Origin of the sequence: Halanaerobacter jeridensis, from assembly GCF_016908315.1 — a bacterium.
GTDB classification, from domain to species: domain Bacteria; phylum Bacillota; class Halanaerobiia; order Halobacteroidales; family Halobacteroidaceae; genus Halanaerobacter; species Halanaerobacter jeridensis.
In genome coordinates this window covers 14,889-35,502 of record NZ_JAFBDQ010000003.1, presented here as the reverse complement: position 1 = coordinate 35,502, position 20,614 = coordinate 14,889, and the positions used below count along the sequence as shown (strand labels likewise).

Annotated in this window: 22 protein-coding genes; 17 read left to right on the top strand and 5 right to left on the bottom strand. The window is 31.8% G+C overall.

The window, feature by feature from the left end:
• Positions 1-36 precede the first annotated feature (36 nt).
• From JOC47_RS03205 to JOC47_RS03190, 5 genes are all read left to right on the top strand, one after another.
• Entirely contained in the window at positions 37-402 is a 366-nt protein-coding gene (locus JOC47_RS03205) for a response regulator (protein WP_204700541.1), read from the top strand.
• 262 nt (positions 403-664) lie between these two features.
• Positions 665-943 carry an acylphosphatase gene (locus JOC47_RS03200; protein ID WP_204700540.1) on the top strand — a complete coding sequence of 93 codons (279 nt, stop codon included), beginning with the start codon at positions 665-667 and terminating at the stop codon, positions 941-943.
• A 13-nt stretch (positions 944-956) separates the two neighbouring features.
• Positions 957-1,256, top strand: coding sequence for a hypothetical protein (locus JOC47_RS03195; RefSeq protein ID WP_204700539.1), 300 nt, complete (start codon positions 957-959; stop codon positions 1,254-1,256).
• 50 nt (positions 1,257-1,306) lie between these two features.
• Positions 1,307-1,465, top strand: a complete 159-nt coding sequence (locus JOC47_RS15945; RefSeq protein WP_369127956.1) for a CDP-alcohol phosphatidyltransferase family protein — start codon at positions 1,307-1,309, stop codon at positions 1,463-1,465.
• 69 nt (positions 1,466-1,534) lie between these two features.
• A complete protein-coding gene (locus JOC47_RS03190) occupies positions 1,535-1,702 on the top strand; it encodes a hypothetical protein (protein ID WP_204700538.1) in 168 nt (55 codons plus the stop codon).
• On the opposite strand, the gene JOC47_RS03185 is transcribed toward JOC47_RS03190, so the two are convergent.
• From JOC47_RS03185 to JOC47_RS03175, 3 genes are read right to left on the bottom strand one after another with little or no spacing between them, the layout of a single operon-like run.
• Positions 1,695-2,891 carry an MFS transporter gene (locus JOC47_RS03185; protein ID WP_239550892.1) on the bottom strand — a complete coding sequence of 399 codons (1,197 nt, stop codon included), beginning with the start codon at positions 2,889-2,891 and terminating at the stop codon, positions 1,695-1,697. The two genes, JOC47_RS03190 and JOC47_RS03185, sit on opposite strands and share 8 nt — an antisense overlap.
• 1 nt (position 2,892) lies before the next feature.
• Positions 2,893-3,171 carry a ferredoxin family protein gene (locus JOC47_RS03180; RefSeq protein WP_204700536.1) on the bottom strand — a complete coding sequence of 93 codons (279 nt, stop codon included), beginning with the start codon at positions 3,169-3,171 and terminating at the stop codon, positions 2,893-2,895.
• Between the two features lie 2 nt (positions 3,172-3,173).
• On the bottom strand, positions 3,174-4,493 hold the full coding sequence (locus tag JOC47_RS03175) for an FAD-dependent oxidoreductase (protein ID WP_338035307.1): 1,320 nt from the start codon (positions 4,491-4,493) through the stop codon (positions 3,174-3,176).
• A gap of 241 nt (positions 4,494-4,734) precedes the next feature.
• Here JOC47_RS03175 and JOC47_RS03170 point away from each other — a divergent pair, with 241 nt between their 5' ends.
• The 9 genes from JOC47_RS03170 to JOC47_RS03130 all read left to right on the top strand — a co-directional run bounded on the left by JOC47_RS03170 (position 4,735) and on the right by JOC47_RS03130 (position 16,142).
• Complete coding sequence (locus tag JOC47_RS03170; RefSeq protein WP_204700535.1) at positions 4,735-5,394, top strand: flagellar brake protein; 660 nt, start codon at positions 4,735-4,737, stop codon at positions 5,392-5,394.
• 134 nt (positions 5,395-5,528) lie between these two features.
• A complete protein-coding gene (locus JOC47_RS03165; protein WP_204700534.1) occupies positions 5,529-6,560 on the top strand; it encodes a potassium channel family protein in 1,032 nt (343 codons plus the stop codon).
• 59 nt (positions 6,561-6,619) lie between these two features.
• Positions 6,620-8,947: a Lon protease family protein gene (locus JOC47_RS03160; RefSeq protein WP_204700533.1), complete on the top strand. Its 2,328-nt coding sequence runs from the start codon at positions 6,620-6,622 to the stop codon at positions 8,945-8,947.
• A gap of 317 nt (positions 8,948-9,264) precedes the next feature.
• Positions 9,265-9,900: a hypothetical protein gene (locus JOC47_RS03155; protein WP_204700532.1), complete on the top strand. Its 636-nt coding sequence runs from the start codon at positions 9,265-9,267 to the stop codon at positions 9,898-9,900.
• Between the two features lie 20 nt (positions 9,901-9,920).
• Positions 9,921-10,667 carry an MBL fold metallo-hydrolase gene (locus JOC47_RS03150; RefSeq protein WP_204700531.1) on the top strand — a complete coding sequence of 249 codons (747 nt, stop codon included), beginning with the start codon at positions 9,921-9,923 and terminating at the stop codon, positions 10,665-10,667.
• Positions 10,668-10,827: 160 nt separating this feature from the next.
• Positions 10,828-12,717, top strand: coding sequence for a molecular chaperone HtpG (gene htpG, locus JOC47_RS03145; protein WP_204700530.1), 1,890 nt, complete (start codon positions 10,828-10,830; stop codon positions 12,715-12,717).
• A gap of 148 nt (positions 12,718-12,865) precedes the next feature.
• On the top strand, positions 12,866-14,251 hold the full coding sequence (locus tag JOC47_RS03140; protein WP_204700529.1) for an outer membrane protein assembly factor BamB family protein: 1,386 nt from the start codon (positions 12,866-12,868) through the stop codon (positions 14,249-14,251).
• 97 nt (positions 14,252-14,348) lie between these two features.
• Positions 14,349-15,665 (top strand): TolC family protein, encoded by a 1,317-nt coding sequence (locus JOC47_RS03135; protein ID WP_204700528.1) that lies wholly within the window; start codon positions 14,349-14,351, stop codon positions 15,663-15,665.
• A gap of 42 nt (positions 15,666-15,707) precedes the next feature.
• Complete coding sequence (locus tag JOC47_RS03130) at positions 15,708-16,142, top strand: DUF4476 domain-containing protein (protein ID WP_204700527.1); 435 nt, start codon at positions 15,708-15,710, stop codon at positions 16,140-16,142.
• 28 nt (positions 16,143-16,170) lie between these two features.
• On the opposite strand, the gene JOC47_RS03125 is transcribed toward JOC47_RS03130, so the two are convergent.
• Entirely contained in the window at positions 16,171-16,920 is a 750-nt protein-coding gene (locus tag JOC47_RS03125) for a metallophosphoesterase family protein (RefSeq protein WP_204700526.1), read from the bottom strand.
• Between the two features lie 166 nt (positions 16,921-17,086).
• On the opposite strand from JOC47_RS03125, the gene JOC47_RS03120 reads away from it, so the two are divergent.
• On the top strand, positions 17,087-17,761 hold the full coding sequence (locus JOC47_RS03120; RefSeq protein WP_204700525.1) for a methyl-accepting chemotaxis protein: 675 nt from the start codon (positions 17,087-17,089) through the stop codon (positions 17,759-17,761).
• Positions 17,762-17,827: 66 nt separating this feature from the next.
• On the opposite strand, the gene JOC47_RS03115 is transcribed toward JOC47_RS03120, so the two are convergent.
• Positions 17,828-18,535, bottom strand: a complete 708-nt coding sequence (locus JOC47_RS03115; RefSeq protein ID WP_204700524.1) for a putative metalloprotease CJM1_0395 family protein — start codon at positions 18,533-18,535, stop codon at positions 17,828-17,830.
• 253 nt (positions 18,536-18,788) lie between these two features.
• On the opposite strand from JOC47_RS03115, the gene JOC47_RS03110 reads away from it, so the two are divergent.
• Complete coding sequence (locus JOC47_RS03110; protein WP_204700523.1) at positions 18,789-19,055, top strand: hypothetical protein; 267 nt, start codon at positions 18,789-18,791, stop codon at positions 19,053-19,055.
• A 201-nt stretch (positions 19,056-19,256) separates the two neighbouring features.
• Positions 19,257-20,453, top strand: a complete 1,197-nt coding sequence (locus tag JOC47_RS03105) for a methyl-accepting chemotaxis protein (protein WP_204700522.1) — start codon at positions 19,257-19,259, stop codon at positions 20,451-20,453.
• Positions 20,454-20,614 lie beyond the last annotated feature (161 nt).

The window sequence follows — 20,614 nt, the reverse complement described above, 5'->3', positions numbered from 1 at the left end:
GATAAAGTAAGTTAGGTATAAGTTAGGAGGGCTAACATGGCTAAAGAAATATTAATTACAGATGATGCTAATTTTATGAGAACAATGCTTGCTAAAATAGTTGAAGATAATGGTTATGAAGTAGTAGGAAAAGCAGAAAATGGTGAAGATGCAATTCAACAGTATAAAGAATTAGAGCCTGATTTAGTAACTATGGATATTACAATGCCTGGAATGGATGGTATTGAAGCTACTAAAGAGATTATTGATTATGATCCTGATGCTAGAATAGTTGTGTGTAGTGCTATGGGGCAAAAGCCGATGGTATTAGAAGCAATTGAAGCAGGGGCTAAAGACTTTATTGTAAAACCAATTAAACCAGATAAAGTTAAAGAAACTTTAGAGAAGTTGTTAGAAGAATAGATTAGTAATCTATTTGGGCACAGTTAATCTAAGTATTTAGATTAACTGTTTTTTCTGTCGATAATAGCTTGTAATAAAAATATTTTTAAAGTGCCTGTTGTATTTAGCAAGAGGCACATTTATTCTTTTTGTAAATCTAAAGCTGTAGTAAAGGAAAACTGATTCTTTTAAAGAAATTCATATATAGTAATTAAAATATATTGTATAGGGAATAGTAATTAGTGAATTGAGGAAAAATTAACTAATAGGGGGATTTTAATTTATGGCTGATAAAGCAGTTAAAGTAACTGTAAAGGGAAGAATTCAAGGTGTTGCTTATCGGGCTTCTACACAACAAAAGGCGACAAGACTTGGTATCACTGGATATATTAGAAATGTATCGGGGAATGAAGTAGAAGTGTTAGCTCAAGGCGCTGAAGATGATTTAACAGAGTTGATTGAATTTTTAGAATCTGGAACATCAGGTGCTGAAATTGATGAGTTTGATTATGAATGGGTAGAACCAGATGATGATCACTTTCGATTTACTATCAAGTATTAATTGAGGTGATAAAATGGGCATTTTTGATAAAATAAAAAAGCTATTAGGTATTGGCAGTCAGAAGGATCTAATTAAATTAAAAGTAAGATGCAATAAATGTCAGGAAGAAATTGATTCTGTATTTAGAAAGAATTATGATTTTCAACCTACTTATGGTGCTGAAGAATATGATTACTCTATTCAAAAAGAACTTGTCTGTCCTAATTGTTATGATTCCATTAATTTATCTTTAGAACTTGATAAGAATTTAAATATTTTAAGTCAAGAGATTAGCGGGGGACAGATCATAAACCCAACAGAAGAAGAAAAATAATAAGTTTATAATTTTATTAGGGGGAATTAGTTTTATTTAGTTTAGGAGGAATCAATGAGAGTTTAGCTAATTATCTTACTTTAACTCAAATTATTATTTTACCCCTATTTTTATTTATTTTCTTTAGTAATTATGTACATAATAATTTAACCGCTGGCATAGTTCTAGTATTGTCTAGTCTGATTGATTTTTTAGATGCTTATATATAGATCTCATAACTAATAGTTGCATTATGGTACAAATGAGACGTAAAAATAATAATTAAAAGTTTAAGCTAGATGCAGTTAACTGTATCTAGCTTTTTTATTATTGGAGGGATTAAATTAAATTTAGATTCTGAAAGTGGAAAAAATTTAGTTGATTTAGGTTATCAAGATGATATTGAATATATTGTTAAAGAGTTTGAAGAGATTATTCGAAGTCATGAAAATGGGATCATTAGATAAAGAAGGCAAATAAACTGAGGATCATAGCTATTAAAGCTGGTATAGCGAACATAGTAAAAGTACTAATTTGATTTAATAGTGTGAAAACAGGTGGGCCAAGAGCAATTCCTAAGAATCTCATACTACTATAAATAGATGTTAAACCACCGCGGTAGCTTTCACTACTGCTGCTAGTAATAATTGTATTTAAAACAGTTAGAACAATACCGTTAGCAATTCCAACACAAGCAATTAATACTAAATAGAGTATTAAACCATCTAAAAAAGGTAGAGTTAAAAGTGAAATAGCATCAAGTAATAATCCGCTACTCAATAAATAGTTGAGCTGCGGATTATTTCTTTTTAGATATAATCCCATCAAATAAGCAGTAATTACCATTGCTATAATTGGAATAGCAATTAACCCAGCTTTAGTTAAACCATAAATATTGTAAACTGTGCTGAGAGTTTCTGAAACAAAAGATAAAACTCCAAATAAGATAAATAGAACAACTATAGAAGTGGCTAAGTAAAGTATAAAAGAACTTCCTTTGTCAGTGATAATAGTAGTGATTTGAATCAGATAGTCTTTAAAATTTATTTTTATAGTACTAGGTTGTGGTTCCGGAATAAAGTAATAAATAATAATTGCTAAGGGTAGTGTTAAAATAGCATAAATAAAAAATAAACCTGGCCAGAAGAAAAGAGCAATTAAAGCCCCTAAGAAAGGGCTAACAACCTTTCCGAAGGCATTAGCAGCTTCTAAAATACCTAAAATTTGTTTGCGATTTTGAGGGTTAAAAATATCTCCTGCTAAAGCGATAGCTAGTGGATAAGTTCCTCCCGCTCCAAAGCCTTGAATGATTCGGGCAAATAAAATGTAAGAATAAATTTGAGGATTATTAAGTAAAGCTAATAGCCCAGCTATGATTCCCCCAGTGCCGTAGATTAAAAGAGAATAAATTAGGATTCGCTTACGATTATATTTGTCAGATAGATAGCCTAAAATGGGTATAGAGAGGCCACCACTTAAAGAAAAGAAGGTGATTAATAAGCCAATTTCAAAGTTGCTTACTCCTAAAACCTCAGCTAAGTTTGGCAGTTCAGGAATTAACATAGAATTACCAAGGACCATAGCTAAAGGTACAATTGCTAAAGAAAAAGTGATTAGTTTTTTATTTTGGATATCAGAAGTTTGTTTATCAATCAATTTAGTATTCCACTCCATAGCCTGATGGTGGAAACTGCCAGTAAATATTATTGTAGGGACAGCCAAAGGGACAGGCTAAGCACTCAATACAGTGCTGATTATTAATTATAATTTTTTCTTGTTCAGTGGACCAAGTAAATACATTAGTTGGACAAAAGCTAGTACAGTATTTTTTCTGGCACTGTTCTAAACAGATATCTTTATTTTCAATGTGAATATGTGACTCCTCTGCTGCTGAAATTTTGACAGATTGCAATAATTCTTTGGTGGTTTTAGTCATAATTAATACACACTCCAACGTTTAATAGTATAGAATAAATCAGATATAGTCTGTGGTAAAGGCTGCATTTCCAGTGTTTCACTTTTTATTTGGTCAATTTTATCTGAAGTAGAGATAAATCCAGTATCAAAAAATTTATAGGCGGCATTATTTAAACTTTTAGAGAGCATACATTCAATTTGAGGATTAGTCCGGTAGTAATTATTAATTGTTGTTTCCTTTTTTATATCTTGCATAAAGAAACTGTTTTTTATCTTTTGCTCATAAATTTTAAGAATTTTAGCACTATAATCTTGTGCTGCATGAGCCTGAGTAATCACTTCAGCAGCATAGATACCACTTAGCATAGCTAAATCAGACCCGCGACGACCTGCAACTAACCTAGCAGCATTGCCAGCAACTAATATACCATCATCATATAATTTAGGTAATTTATGATATCCTCCATCTGGTACAGTGAGTGATTTGTAATTGATTAGTTCTGTATCTTTGATTAAATTTTGAATAAGCGGATGTGATTTAAAATGAGCCATCATTTCTTGTAATTCTAAGTCATGTTCATTTAATTTTTGTAAATTAGCTCCTATAGTTAAGGATAGAGAATTGCGATTGGTCCATAGACCAACTTTGCCAATAATATTAGAGACAGCTTGGCCCATCATTGCAATAATAGCACCTTGATTATCTTTTAGGTTAAAACGTGAATTGATCTCTGATTGAGGTAAAGCTAGTTCTTCTTTAATATATAATCTGAAATCTTCTGCCTTTAGTTTGTCTCGTAATCCAGCTTGAAGAGTTAACTTAGCCTGCCCCCCTTCAGCTAATAAGACTATATTGGCTGAAATTGTAGTTCCTGAATCTAGTTTAACCCCACTTACTTTTTTCTTAATTAGGCCTTGTTGTTGATAGACTAAGTCGATGACAACTGTATTAGTTAATAGTTCTGCTCCTGCTGTGACGGCTTGTTGAGCAAACCAGTTGTCAAATTTGCTGCGAATAACAGAAAATTTATTATGAGGGGGTTTAGAGAAATTAACCCCACTGAAACCTAGCTTAACAGCAGAAGTAGTATCCATAAGCCATAATTCTTCAGTGATAATCGATCTCTCTAATGGAGCATTTTCCCAAAAATTTGGAATCACTTTTGCTGTTGGTTTGCGATAAATTGCTCCTCCAAACATATTTTTTGCTCCTGGATAACGTCCTCGTTCGATGACTAAAACGGGGATATTATTTTGAGCTAATTTAATAGCAGCGGCTATTCCAGCCGGACCAGCTCCAACAATGATGACATCATAATGTTTAGCAGTTATTTTAATCACCTCACTTAATAGTATTATTTACGTTAATTAATTAAATTATTAGTTTTCATTTTATAATAAGTGATTATTTAACTATCAATTGGAAAATAAAAGATATTTGAAACAGGAATTTTATAAAAGATATAGAAATAAGTAAAAAGAAGAAAAAAAATTAATAAAATACATTATTTAGAAAATATAAAAAATGAATCTATTCTAATTAAAAATATAATCGAGGTAACTGTGGAGGTGAGATGAAATTTTGCATCAGAATAAAATTAGTTCAGGGCAAAAGGTTACTATAGGTAAAGACTATAACAATAATACTAACCTATATCGGGTTAGAGTATTAGCGGTTTATAAGAAAATGATTGAACTAGAATTACCAAAAAAAGACGGTCAAAAACCGGATATAATTGAGCAAGGAGAGTTATTAACTATTTCTTTTGCTGGACAGGCTGGGCTAAATCGTTTAGATGTTAAAGTTAAAAGAGTTAAAGAATATCGTAAGAAATTTATAGTGACCAGAAAGAGTAAGATAAGACGGATTCAAAGAAGAAAGTATGTGCGGCTCCCTTTAAGAAAAGAAATTGAATATCAAAGAATTATTAATATAGAAGATAATTTCTTATCAGCAATGATGTTAGATATTAGTGCTTCAGGCTTGAAAATCAGGTTAGAGGAATTAAATGGAGTAGCTATGTATCAAGTTTTAGATTTAAAGCTAAATAATTTATCTTGTGGTATTAATTTGCTCAAAGGTAGAGTAGTTCGTTTAGATGAAAAAGAGGACCCTGATCCTAAAAAACCTTTTTATGATTTAGGAGTAGAATTTATTGATATTTCAGTTACAGAACAAGAGAAATTAATTGAATGGGTTCTATTTAAACAAAGACAATTGAGACAAAAGGGAGTATTGTAAAAACATTAGATAGTATTTTTAGTCATAGGTCTGAGACCTATGATTTTTTTATTGGTAGAAAAAAATGATTAATTTTTTTGCTGCTTGTGGTAAAACTATAATTAATTAGAAATTAGCTAATTGGAGGGAAAGAGATGTTTGATTTATTGAACAACTATTTTAGTAATTTAAGAAAAGCAAGTGATAAATATGTTTTTATTAGATTAATTTTAATTGCAGTTGTAATTATGGTTTTAAGTGCAGCAGGGATTTTGATTGTAGAAAGCGGCGATAGTTTTAGCAACTTTGCTGATGATCTGTGGTGGGTGATAGTAACAATAACAACAGTAGGTTATGGAGATAAATATCCTCATTCTTTTTTAGGACGAGTTATAGCTGTTATTTTGATGTTTGTAGGTATTGGAGTGGTTAGTGGTGTTACGGCAAAATTTTCGGATTTATTAATTGGCAGTAGCCGACGAAAGGAGTTAGGAGAAGTGCAAACTGATTATACAGATCATTTAATTGTTTGTGGCTGGAACAAAAAAACTAAGAATGTAGTTAATCAATTATTAGATGAAGAGATTGAAGATAGTAAATTAGTTTTATTAGCAGATTTAGAGCGTGATCCATTTGTAGATAACGAATTAGTTCATTTTATTCGGGGTAAGACAGACCAAAAAGAAGCATTGATTAAAGCGGGAGTTAAAACAGCGCGGGCAGCTATTATTTTAAATGAAACTAATAATGATGCTCGTACAGTTTTAACTGTTTTAACAATTGAAAATCTCAATCCGAATATTTATACTATTGCTGAAATTAGTAATAGAGAGAATCAAATTCATTTAATTAATGCTCAGGTAGATGAAGTTATAGTCAATAGTTCGATTAATAGTCAATTATTAGTCCGGAGTGCTTTATATAGTGGCACTTCACAAATTATAGAACAGTTATTATCAAATGAAAGCGGCCGGCAAATTTATATGTTAACAGCAGTTGAGGCGGAATTAGGAGTTAGATTTATTGATTTGTTTATTAAATACAAACGAGAAACAAATTTGATTTTAATTGGCATTAAACGTAAAGGGAAGATTATAACTAATCCTGCTAATGAAGAGCTAATTCAACAAGGAGATGATTTAATATACATTGCCCTAGGAGAATTTACTGAACCTCAATTTCGTTAAAAAATAATTATCAAAATCCAAAGTAAACAAATATACTATAACATGAAAGGAGTGATTTCATGTCTGAGTATAGATTAAAGTCGGAACAATTAAGCTGTAATTGCAATTTTGAGTTATTTAATTTTACAACTACGGCTGAATTGGAAGGGCAATTTGAAGTAATAGGACAAGATAGAGCCCTTGAGGCTCTCAATTTTGGTTTAAACCTCAAACAGAAGGGATATAATATTTATGTGCTCAATTTTTCTGGTACTGAAGAAAGAGATTACATAATCAAAAAGATAAAAGAGACTGCTGCTCAAGAACAAATACCGCCAGATTTATGTTATGTTCATAATTTTAATTCTCCAACTCAGCCTTTGCTTTTAAAATTACCTGCGGGGCGGGGAAGAGAATTCAAGCAGGAAATAGAGAGTAAGATTGAAGCGATTAAAGATGAGGTTAATAATTTATTTACGAGTGAAAAGTATAATAAACAAAAACGTGAGATAAAAAAAGAGTATCAACAACAAACAAAGGAAATTTTAACTAAAATTAAGGTAGAAGCAAAGGAAATGGGATATTTATTAATCAAAGAGGAGGAAGGCTTTTCTATTACCCCTTTAAGCGATGATCAAGAAGCAATGAGTGAAGAAGAATATAATAATTTAACCTTAGAACAGCAAGAAGAAATTGACCATAAAGTATCAATTATTGAAGATAAAATAGAATTAGTTTTTGATCGTTTAGATGATTTAGAAGCAAAATATGAAACAAAGTTAGCTGCCTTAAATAATAAATTAGTGAAAGAAATAGTAGAAAATAAATTAGAAAATTTATATCAGTCATTTGCTAATTTAGATAAAGTTGTTTCCTATTTAGATGATTTAAAATTAGATTTATTAAATAATATTGATCAATTCAAAGAAGAAGAACAATCGGAAAGTGTTATTTTATTTACTGAAGAGAAAGAAGAAGACTTTTCTCAGTATGAAGTTAATTTAATTGTTGATAATAGCTCTTTAAAAGGGGCTCCAGTAATTAAAGAAGATAACCCTACTTATTATAATTTATTAGGGCGTGTAGAGTATGAAAATTTACAGCAGGGATTAAAAACTAATTTTAAGAAGATTAAAGCTGGGTCCTTGCAGCAAGCTAATGGAGGTTATTTAATCCTTGAAGCCGAGAAATTATTAAGTAACTTTAAGGCTTGGCCCTTATTAAAGCAGGTATTAAAATCTGAGCAGATAAAGATGGAGAATTTAGGAACAGAATATGAACAGCTACCAATTGCTACTTTGTTGCCGCAGAAGTTAGCAGCTAATATAAAAGTGATTATAATTGGTTGCTCGCAATTATATTATTTATTACAATGTTATGATGATGAATTTAAAGAGTTATTTAAAATCAAAGCTGATTTTAGTACTGAGATGTCTAGAAATCATGCTAATATTTATAAACTAGCTCAATTTATAAGTTATAAATGTAGTCAAGAAGGGTTATTAGATTTAAATCACGAGGCAGTAGCAAAAGTGATTGAATATTGTTCACGACAGGCTGAAAATAAAAATAAATTAGAAATCAATTATAGTGTAGTAACAGATTTATTAGTTGAGGCTAATTTAATTGCTTCTAAAAATGAACAACAATTAATTACTGCTGCTGAGATAGAGCAAGTACAACAGCAAAGAAAGTATTGGAATAATAAATATGAAAGTAAATTGCAAGAATTTTATAAAAACAATAAAATTCTAATCAATACTACAGGCGCAGAAATAGGTATGGTAAATGCTTTATCAATTATAGATGTAGGAGACTATAGTTTTGGGCGTCCAACCCGGATCACTGCTGTAGCTTATAAAGGGGAAGAAGGAATTATTAATATTGAACGAGAAATCAATACTAGTGGTAAAATACATGATAAAGGTGTTATGATTTTAGAGAGTTATGTGGGGCAAAATTTTGCTCAAGAGATAAATTTGAATTTATCAGCGCGGATCTGTTTTGAACAATTATATTCAGAAATTGATGGTGATAGTGCTTCGAGTGCTGAGTTATATGCTTTATTATCTGCTTTAGCGGAAGTACCATTAAAACAGGGGATTGCTGTGACTGGTTCTATTAATCAGAAAGGAGTTATTCAACCAGTAGGGGGAGTTATAGATAAAATAGAAGGTTTTTTTAGTCTGTGTCAATTAAAAGGTTTAAGCGGTGAGCAAGGAGTGATTATTCCTCAGCAAAATGAAGATGATTTAATGCTTTCATCTGAAGTGATTAGGGCTGTTGCTGAAGATAAGTTTAATATTTATACAATTAGTAATGTTAGTGAGGGGCTTGAAATATTAACTGCTACTGAGCAGAATGTTAACGAACTAGTACAACAAAAGATGAATAAATGGGCGGAATAAAATAAAATGAAATTATTAGTTTTGAATTGTAATTGAGGATATGCTAAAATAATAATACTAATTGTCGAATAATAGATTCTAAAGCTAAACTATTGAAGCTAGAAAAGATTTGATCTGCAAATAGTGGAGTCTTTTGGGTATTTGGTAGAAAATAATACAGTCATCCCAAATTAACTAATTAATTCAGCTAAATTCATGATTAAATTAGATTTTAAAAAGGAATATTCTATATATTGTAGAAAATTATAATATGGTGTCAAGGAGCTGAAATTTGCTGAATGGGTAAATTAGGAAAATCAGTTCGAAGGGGGATTCTTATGGATGCAGGTGAATCATTAAAAACTTTAAGAACGAAATACAAAGAGAATGGGTATCGGTTATCACAGAGTGATTCTAAAGCCGCCAGACAGATGATAGTTGAGCTACTGAAAAAGGAAAAAATGCAGAAAATTTCTGAAGCAATTGATTATGTAATAGATTTTCCATCAACAATTGGTGTCAGAGCTTATATGAATTACTTTCAAAAGTTAGATGATAATCGGCAACAGATTTTGAACAAAATGCTCGTTAATAATGAAAATTTTAAAGAAAATACTAATAACAAAAGTGTTAACCGGGCTTCAGTTTTAATCGATAAAATGATTGCTAATGAAAATGTTGGTCAAGAACAAATTTATTTTATTTTGAAAAATGTATGTCAGTTGATTTTAAATAATGTAGATGATGCTGAAGCTAAAAAAGATGAAAAAAGAAAATTATTAAGTGTTTTCGATTCGCAAGAAAATGTGACGTCTCTAAAATTTGCTTTGGCTAAGGAACAGCGGATTAAGAATAATTTAAAAGATGAATTGGAAGATTATAAACAGCAAGTCACAGAGCTGAAAGAAGAAGTAAATGAACTAAAACAAGAAAATAAGAAAAAAGATGATAAACGAATGTTTGGGTTTTGGTAATTTCTAAAGGGGGGTTATTGATGAGTGCGGAAGTAGAGATATATCATCTCTATCATAGCGGAGTAGCAGTTAAAACTGCAGATAAGGTACTTATCTTTGATTATTATAATGATCGTTCAGCCGGCGATGAAAGAAGATTAGAACAGGGAGTAATTAATGAAGAATTATTAAGAGAAGAGAAGGATATTTTTGTTTTTGTAACGCACAATCATCATGATCATTTTAACCGGGTTATTTTTGACTGGGAAGAAGAGAATGATAATATAAATTATATTTTAAGTGCAGATGTTAAATTGTCGACTGCCCAACAAAAGAAGGATAATTACTATGTACTTGATAAATATGAAAATTTAAATATAGATGATTTAGTAATTGAAACTTATGGTACGACAGACCAAGGTTTATCTTATTATGTAGAAGTTGATGGATTTAATATCTTTCATTCAGGAGATTTGAATTGGTGGCATTGGAAGAAATTTAGTGCTGCCGAAAGAAAAGTAGAAGAAGAAGACTTTAAAGAAGAATTAGCTCGATTTAAAGATAAGAATTTAGATATTGCTTTTGTACCTGTAGATCCACGATTAGAAGAGCATTACTATTTGGCAGGGCAGTATTTTGCTCAGACTATAGCCCCAAAACTGTTGGTACCGATCCATTTTAGTGATAATTATTATATTACTGAAGAATTTGCTGAAGTAATTAATAATTTAGCTGTAGAGAGTGCAGTAATTAATGGTCGGGGAGAAAAAATAGTGTATGATAAATAAGTAAAGAATAAGCTTGAGTTTAATTATAAATTTGAAACTAGTGCCACCTTCTGATTAATTATTTAATTGGAAGGTGGTTTTGGTTTGACATATACTGTTAGTTGATGCTAAAATAATGGGTAGGTTAACTAAGAAGAATATACTAAGGGGGTTCAGTCCAATGGCTAATGCAGAACAGAGAGAATTTAAAACAGAAACTCAGAAGATGTTGGATTTAATGATTAATTCGATTTACACTAATCAAGAGATCTTTTTGCGAGAATTAATTGCTAACGCTTCTGATGCAATTGATAAAATTCAATTTGAGTCTTTAACTAATGTGGATTTGTTAGAAGGAGATTCTGATTTTGAAATTTGCTTAGATGTTGACGCTGATGAAGGGGAATTTACTATCTCTGATAATGGAATTGGTATGACTTATGATGAAGTGATTGAGAATATTGGAACTATTGCTCAATCAGGTTCACAAGAGTTCCTTCAAAAACTGCAGGAACATCAAAACGATGAAGATGCAGTAGATTTCATTGGACAATTTGGAGTTGGATTTTATTCTTCCTTTATGGTCGCAGATAAAGTAACTTTAATTACTCGAGCACCTCAAGCAGATAAAGGAGTTAAATGGGTATCAGAAGGTGATGGTACTTATAGTATTGAAAAGGTTGATAAAGAAGAGCGAGGAACTACTATTAAATTAGATTTAAGAGATGATTTCACTGCTGGTGGAGATGAAATAGATGTGACAGACCGCCAGACTATTCAACGGTTAGTTAAACGTTATTCTAACTATGTAGAATATCCAATTAAAATGAAGTTCTATCCAGAAAATGAAGAGGGCGAAACTGAAGAAGAAGTTCGTACTTTAAATACAATGAAGCCGCTGTGGGAGCGTAATAAACAGGATGTATCTGAAGAGGAATACAGTGAATTTTATCAGGAAGTATTTCAAGAGTGGAGTGACCCACTAGAAGTTATACATAAAAAAGTTGAAGGCTTAGTTAAGTATACGACATTGTTATTTATTCCTGAACAGGCTCCATCAGATATCTATTCTGAAGATTTTGAACAGGGGTTGCGTTTATATTCTAAAAATAATTTTGTGATGGATAATTGTCAGAAACTACTACCAGATTATTTACGATTTGTGCGTGGTTTAGTAGATTCGCCTGATTTTTCTCTTAATTTATCCCGTGAAACGCTGCAGGATAATAAACAATTGAAAATAATTGGCAAGAATCTAGAAAAGGCTGTTCTAAAAAGATTGAAGAAGATGCTAGAAGATGATTGGGAACAGTATCTAAAGTTTTGGAGTGAATTTGGGCAATTAATTAAGAGTGGCGTTAATATGACTTATGGTGATAAGAGAGATAAATTAGTGGACTTATTGGTCTTCCCTTCTTCTCATAGTGATGAGTTCACTACTTTAGAAGAATATGTGGAGCGAATGAATGAAGAGCAAGATAAAATTTATTATGTGACTGGAGAAAATGAAGCTACTGTAGAAAAGCTACCACAGATGGAGTTATTACAAGAAAAAGGACTAGAAGTTCTGTACTTCTTTGATGAAATTGATGAATTTGTAATTAATAATTTAGCGGAGTATGATGAAATTGAATTTAAGTCTGTCCTAAGTGGTGATTTGGATTTATTAGATGAAGATGAAGAAGACGATGAAGAAGATGATGAAACAGAAGAATTATTAGCAGCAATTGAAGAAAATCTAGAATCTAAAGTTGATGAAGTACGCTTAAGTAAGAGATTAAAGTCGAGTGCTGTCTGTTTAGTTAGTGCAGAGGCAGGATTGAGTATGTCTATGGAAAAGGTGTTAGAGCAGATGAATCAAAATGTTGGTCGGGCTCAGCGGATTTTAGAGATTAATCCTAAACATCAATTATTCTCTAAATTAAAAACTATTTATGAGCAGCAAGGTAATTCTCAGCAACTAAGTAAATATAGTGATTTGTTGTACTCTTTGGCAGGGTTAGTAGAAGGATTTACGCCTGAAGATCCAGTTGAATTTAGTAATAAAATTACAGAATTAATGGCAGAATAAGTATTCAAAAACAAAGTCGGCTGCGGCCGGCTTTGTTTTAATTAATTTAAAGGAAAATAATAGAAAATATAGAATATGAATTATAAGAAGGGTAAAAGATTAATTAAAGCAGGCTTGTAATATAATCTTTAATAGAGGAGTGACAGCGATGATTAATAAGCGCCAAATGATGGGCATAGGTCTGGTAATTTGTTTGTTGTTTTTTATATCAGCCTGTAAGCAGGAAGAATATCAATTGAGATTATTGTCTAGTACTGGAAAAGGAGAAGTTGAAGTGGTGAGCAGTAATCAAGACCAGTATCAATTAGGTAGCAAGGTGGTCTTGAATGCTCAGGCAGCTGAAGGTTGGAAATTTGCTTCATGGGCAGGAGCAATTACGGGGAGTAAAAATCCTAAAACAGTAGTCATAAAAAAGAATTTAGAGGTTAAAGCTAATTTTGTTAAAACTAGAGTGATGTCAAGTGGAGGATTAGATAATAAGAGTGCTTATTTTAGCAGCGATATAGAAGAAGGCGTTGCTTTATTGTGGACTTCACAAGCTGATTATCAAGTTAGTTCTTCTCCAGTAGTGGTCAATAATACAATTTATCTGGGCAGTAAAAAGAAGAAATTATATGCTTTAAATAGTAAAACAGGCCAACAAAAGTGGCAGTTTGCAGTACAGTCACGAGTGATATCGACTCCAGCAGTTAATGAAGGAACAGTTTATTTTGGTACTGCAGCTCAAGAAGCAGACACAGGTAATTTTTATGCTGTAGATGCAGAAACGGGGCAAAAGATTTGGCAGTTAGAGACAGAAGGAGCAATTTATTATTCAGCACCTAAAATTGAAGATAATATATTGTACTTTGGAGATAAAAAAGGAAATTTATATGCAGTTAATGCTAAAACTGGGCAAGTGAAATGGAAATTTAAAGTTGCTTCGGCAATTATGTATTCGACCCCAGCAGTCACAGCAGATACAGTAGTGATTGGTACTGTAGATGGAGAATTATATGCGGTTAATAAGAATAATGGAGAACAAGAGTGGATGAAAGAAATGGATCATCCAATTGTATCTTCTCCTGTTAATGATGAGAATATTATTTACTATGTCTCTTACCGGCAAAATGAAGGACTATTAACTGCAGTAAATGGCGAGAATGGTGATAAGAAGTGGGAAATGAATTTTGAGGATCCTAGTCCTTATGCCATTGCTTATCAGGATGATACTATTTTTGTGGGAACTTTAGCAGGAGATTTACATGCTGTTGATGCTAAGACTCAGCAGAAAAAGTGGAGTTTTTCTACTCCAGGGGAAATAATTGCTGCTCCAATTACAACTAAGAATGTAGTTTATATTGGAGATTCAGAAGGTAATTTATATGGTTTGAATATTGATACTGGTCAAGAGCAGTGGTCTTTTAAAGGACAGAATACAATCGTTTCTGCACCAGTAATAGCTGATGGTAAATTATATTATAGTGATCAAAGTGGAATGTTATATTGTTTAAATCAATTGCAATCAGAAAAAGAAAGTACTGAACAAGAATAATTTTAAAATAATTATACGACAGCAAGGAATATTTTTATAAGTGTAGAAATAAAAGCAATGTAGATATTATCTACTTAGTAAAAGGAAGGAGATAGCAATGAAGTTAACATTTGCTGAGGCTGTGCAGCAAGGCCTTGAAAAAAATTCTAGAATTATGAAACAGAAAAGAAAAATAAATAATTTGAAACGTAGAATAGAAGAAATGGAAGCAGAAAATGATTGGCAGTGGGAGGCTGCTTTAGAGGGGCGGACTGTTAGTGATAATACTCGTACTACAGCTCAGAAGAACTTTGCTACTCTAAAAGGGGAGCGAGAGTTTAATCAAGGGTTAAAGATAAACCCGGAAGTGTCATTAAAAGAAAAAGAATTATGGGAAACTGGACTTAGTGATGAGAGTATTGACTTTAGTATTGAACTTGAGCAGCCTCTTTATCCAGCCTTAGAAGCAGAAAATAAAAAAGAAGAACAAAATTTGCAGTTAAGATTGCAAGCTGAGAGGGCTGAATTGCAGCAGTTAAAAAGGAAACTATTATTAGATTACTTAGCAGATTATTTAGAATTAATAGAATTAAAACTAGAGGAAAAGATCAGCAGTGAAGAATTAGAGTTAGCTGAAAAAATATTAGAAATGATAAAGGAAGAAGAAAAGGATGGATATAGCAAGCGTAAGAAAGTCCTACAAGCTAAAATAGATATTAATGAAGCTCAGCAAGATGTCGAAGAAGTTAGAAACGATTATCAAAAGTCTCTTAGAATATTGAAAGATAATTTAGGATTAGAGAATGAACAGCAATTAGAAGTTTCGATTACTAAAGAATGTAATTTACATTGGTTGGCTGAATTAGAAGAAGTACTACCGAATTTGGATAATAGTCAGCAGTTATTAGCTCAGGCTAAGGCTAATAGCAAGGAATTATTGATTCAACAATTAGAAAGGAAGCAATTACAGCAAGAACAAGAAGAACTGCAGCAAGAGCAAAAACCACAATTAGATTTAAATGCTAATTATGAGGGTGGAACGGATAAATGGCAGGTAGCACTTAATCTAACTCATAAATTATTTAATCATAAGCAAGATGAACTTGTACGAGAAGAGTTAGCAGACGAATTGGCAGCACTTGAGGCAGAAAAGACAGAATATATTAGAGAATTACAAGCTGAGATTGAGGATTTAGTAGGAGAAATTACAGTTAATCAATTGCAAGTAACAGAAAAAGAGCTGAGATTAGAAGAAAGCGTTTTAGATTTAGAAGAAAGTGAAAAAGAAATGGCTGCAGATGAAATTAGTGCTTTAGAATATCAGGATCAGCAATTAGATTTAAAAAAAGCAGAGTTGTCTTTACAGGAAGAGCAGCATCAATTATTACTTAGTAAATATGAATTGGTGAAGTTATTAGGCGGTTTGAAAATATAAGTGAAGCCCAGCGGGATTTAAAATTTTAAAGAGGGTGATATTTTGAAAGATAAAATAGTCCAAAAACTTGATGAAATTGAAGAGGAGTATCTTTCTGAACTGTCTTCACAAGAGAGAAGAGAAGCTGTGGTCATGATAGATGAAATTGGAGAATTAGTCGATCAGATTATGGAACAAGAAGGATTTGAAACTAATGAACGTAAAGATACTTTGTCCCGAACCCAGTTTAATAAACTATTAGAAGTTTTAATGACTAATAACTCCTTTGCTAAACAGAAGAATGTCTTACTCATGACTTCTCTTCAGAAAAATTTTACTGTTAATCAAGTCTATAGGATTTTGCACTCTATTAAGGACATAGATAATAAATTTACTATCCTCGAATTGCTCGTTCCTAATATATCTAATCCCAAAGATATGTATCGTTTATTTGAATATCTTAAAAACATAAAAAAAGATAGTGATCTAAGTAGTTAAAAAAGTATAGCCAGGGCCAAGTATTATTTTATCGGCCCTCAGCTAGTCGTTCTCCCTCAAGATTAGGCAAATCAGAATCATAAATTAATTGCTGTGTCTGATTGATGTTATACTGGAAACGGATAACATCAATTTTATTTTTGCTAGTATCCAGGATAATAAAACTACCCTGTGGATTGTGATCACGCGGCTGTCCAATAGAGCCGTCATTGATAACTACACGCTGTTGAGATTCAAGAGTTAAACTTTGATTAGTACTTAGTTCAGTTTTTTTAGCCTCTGCAGAGTCAAGTGGTGCTATAAAAGACTGTAATAAATGTGTATGACCGACAAAGCAGTATTTAAAATCATATTCAGCAAATATATGATTAACATTCCAGCCTTTTAAATACTGCCAAATTGGATTATTAGGTGTACCGTGAGCCAAAAGAATTTCTTCGTTCGACCAGCTGAGAGGTAATTCCTCTAAAAACTGTTTATTAGTCGCATTTAGTTCTTTTCTAGTCCAACGAATGGCTTGTTTAGCATGAGAGTTAAATCGTTTTAGAGATTGTTCATTAATCACCCCATAATCATGATTACCGGGGACAATAGTAATATCTAGTCCCGTCTCTTGTTGTTCTTTAATGTGATTAATCACTTCATTAGGCCGCGGACCATATCCTACTAAATCACCGGCACATAAATATTTATCGATATTTTTAGCCTGCATGATTGAGAATGCTTTTTTCCAGGCAGTATAATTACCGTGAATGTCACTAAAAACAGCTATTTTCATAATTACCACCTCTTAAGTTTAAAGTAATAAATATTAATGTTTTTGTCAAATGAAAACAAAAGCTCAGGTTTTATAATATTAATTTTTGAATTTTTAGAAAAGTGCGATATAATAAAATTAGAAAGTAATTAAATGTAGAATAGAGTAGAAACAGGGGGGCTTCTAAATGGCAGATGATAATGTGAGTAGTCAAGAGAAAGTATGTATAATTGGCGGTGGGGAAATAGGAAGTAATTTGCTGAACATGTTTTTGAAAATGGAAGCAGTGGCAGTAGAGTACATGGTAGACATTGATCCTGAGGCAGAAGGAATGCAATTAGCTAAAGAAAATGATATTCCTACTACTACAGATTTAAAAACAGCTGTACAGGATAGTAGTATTAATATAATTTTAGAAGTAACTGGTTCACAAGAGGTGTTAGAGCAGATAAGAGAGAATAAATCTCGGCAAGCTGAAATTATTAGTGGAGAATCTTCGTACTTTATTTATAATTTGATTAATGAGTATAAATGTTTAGAAGGAAACCTACTAACAAAAGTTATCGAACATTTAGAAGATGCTTATACGGCTATTGAAGATGATTCAAAGAAGGTTAGCGATTTATTAAATCAGATTGAAAAAATTACTAATAATTTAAATATGTTGGCTTTGAATGCTTCAATTGAGGCAGCAAGAGCAGGAGAGCAAGGCCAAGGTTTTTCAGTAGTGGCTGATGAAGTTAAAGAGTTATCATCGGAATCGAATGAAATAGTAGGAGAAATTGAGGAAGTTAATGATGATATTGTAGATTTAAATGAGAATATTGGACAGGTGATTAGTGATTTGGAAGATAGAAATTAGTTGACTATTTTACATATTGAAAATTATGTACTAAAAAAGACTTCTTCCACTGCGGGAGAAGTCTTTTTAAGCGATTAATGAAATATTTTGTTGTTGTTCTTGTTGTGATTGTTGGTTGTTATATAGTTCATTTAATTTATTATTTTGGTTTTTATTATTTTCCCCTGGCTGTTTGTTGGCTTGGGGATTTTCTAATTTGGCTTTAGCTTCCATCTTCATCCGCGCTGCTTTAGCAGCAACTTTTAAATCTTGAGCAGAAGGTTGAGCTGGTGCTAAAGCTGCTTTACGTACTTGTTCAGCCTTTTCAATTGTCTTTTTAGGCTCACCAGGTTCAGCAGAAATATTCATACCGACTGAACCACCTACAGCATAACGCCTTCCATCTGGTCCTTCTTGATAAGTGTAAGTGATATTACCAGCGTATTGTCCACCGGTAGTTTTATGAGCTAATTCATGTTGTCGAACTTCACTATCACGTTGCCTTAGTTTTTGAACTTGCTGCTGTTCTTTAATATCTAACTCTTTTGATTTAGAATCCGAATTATTAGTTTTTGTTTCTTGATTAGCAATTTTATTACTTTGAGGCTGTTCTTTAGAGATTGATTGCCTACGTTGAGTACTATTTTGAGATTGTTGTTCTTCTTTTCTTTGCTTTCCAGTAGTTTGCCTCTTAGCAGTTTTTTTCTGCTGTTCATTATTTTTTTGAGCTTGATTATTATTTATATTTTTGGCCCAAGATGGTGTGGGCTGAGATCTAACTGTATTAATGCTCATAAATATCACCTACCTTATCTATATTATATAATTTTAAAGTGAATTCTGCAATTTATTTTTATTTTATTTTGCTCAGAAAATTATAATAATCGAGAGCAAACTAGTATCAAAATAGGATTTGAATTATGGAAAGATTATAGTAAAAATTTAAAAAAGAAACACCTTATAACTGCTATTAGAAATAAAGATGAGGAGCAGTGGTCTAAAAAATTATGCAGTAGAGGGTGAATTATATGAGCAAGAGAAATTCAAAATGTTAATCAAAAAAGCTGATAAAGGAGAGCAGGTAGTAACTGAAACTAAAGAACTTTTTGCAGAAATTCAACAATCCAGTAAACAGACTGCTAGACAAATTGAACAAACTGCTAATGCAACACAGCAATTAGCTGAAAAAGGAGAGGAAGTCAAGGTAAGTACTGAAGATGTGCAAACTATTTCTATTGAAATTACTAATTCTTCTCAGGAACTAGCACAAATGGCAGAAGAATTAGGAGCACTAACTGAAAAGTTTGAAGTTTAAATAATGAATTTTAGATAAAAGAGAAAATAATGATTAGTTTAACATCCTAAATATATTTAGGATATTATTTTTTTGCTTTAAAAAGTTTAATTTTTAGAAAATTGTCGAATTTTACATAATTTTTTTACTTAAATGAAGGAATAAATAAAAAAATAACGAATTAAATTATTAACAATAATAACTATTATAGGAGGGGATAAAATGAGCCAAAGTGCAGGAGAGCAAGTTAATGATATGCAGCAAAAGATTAAGTTAAATTTGAATCTGAAGTTTATGATTGCGGTTGTAGCTTCCATTTTTGTATCTACAATATTAGCTAGTGGGATTAATTTTGTAATTAGTAATTATTTATTACATGGTGGGCGAATGGGTAATTGGCGGACTTTAATATCATCTGTAGTTAATACTATTACTTTAATAGGAGTTTTAACAGTTATTAATCGTAAGTTGATTATCAATCCTTTAAAAAGGGTAATTAGAAGAATTAATGAGGTTAAAAAAGGTAATTTGGATGTAGAAAACATAGAGGTAGAGCGTAAAGATGAGATTGGTCAGTTACAGAGACAAGTGAATGAAATGAATGGACAATTATCAAACATAATAGAGAAATTAATGGATACTATTGAAGAAGTATCTGCTTATAGTGAAGAATTATCCGCTTCAGCTGAAGAAGGTAATGCTACAGTAGAAAAAACGAATGAATTAATAGAAACTATTTCTTCTGGAATTGAAGAGATTTCTGCTAGTAGTGAAGAAGTGACTAGTTTTGCTGAAGAAGCGAGTTCGCAAACTGATTTAGGGACTGATAATATTCAAGATACAGTTGCTAGTATTCGTGAAATTAATGAGACTGTAGGAGAAACAGTTAAAGTGATTACTGATTTAGATAATAAATCAGAAGAAATTGGAGAAATTGTGGAATTAATTACTGATATAGCTGAACAGACAAATCTCTTAGCATTAAATGCTGCTATAGAAGCAGCGAGAGCAGGAGAGCATGGTCAAGGTTTTGCAGTAGTAGCAGAGGAAATTAGAGATTTAGCTGAAGAAACTAATCAAGCTACAACTAAAATTTATAATTTAGTTGACGAGATACAAGAAGAAACTGATGAAGGATTAGAAGCAATTAATGAAGTACAAAAGAAAGCAGAAGAAGGACAAGAAAATGCGAAGAAAACAACTGAAATCTTTAGAAAAATTGCTAATACTAGTCAACAGACTACAGAGCAGATAGAAGAGACTGCTAATGCGACGCAGGAATTAGCAGAAAGTAGTGATGAGTTGATGACTAATTCAGGTGAGATTGTGAGTATGACTGATGAAATTACTGATTCGTCACTGGAATTAGCAGAGATGGGTGAAGAATTAGAGGAAATAGTTAATCAATTTGAAGTTTAGATTTAGATATAGGTTAAAGTAATAATACCCCCCAGCTAATAGGAGCCTTTCCTGTTAGCTGGGGGGTATTATATTTTTTGTCGAAAATTATTGCAGGGAAGTTGTTGATTAGTATAGAAAAGTATAATATAAGCACCTTTAAAAAGTTTATAAATTTATAA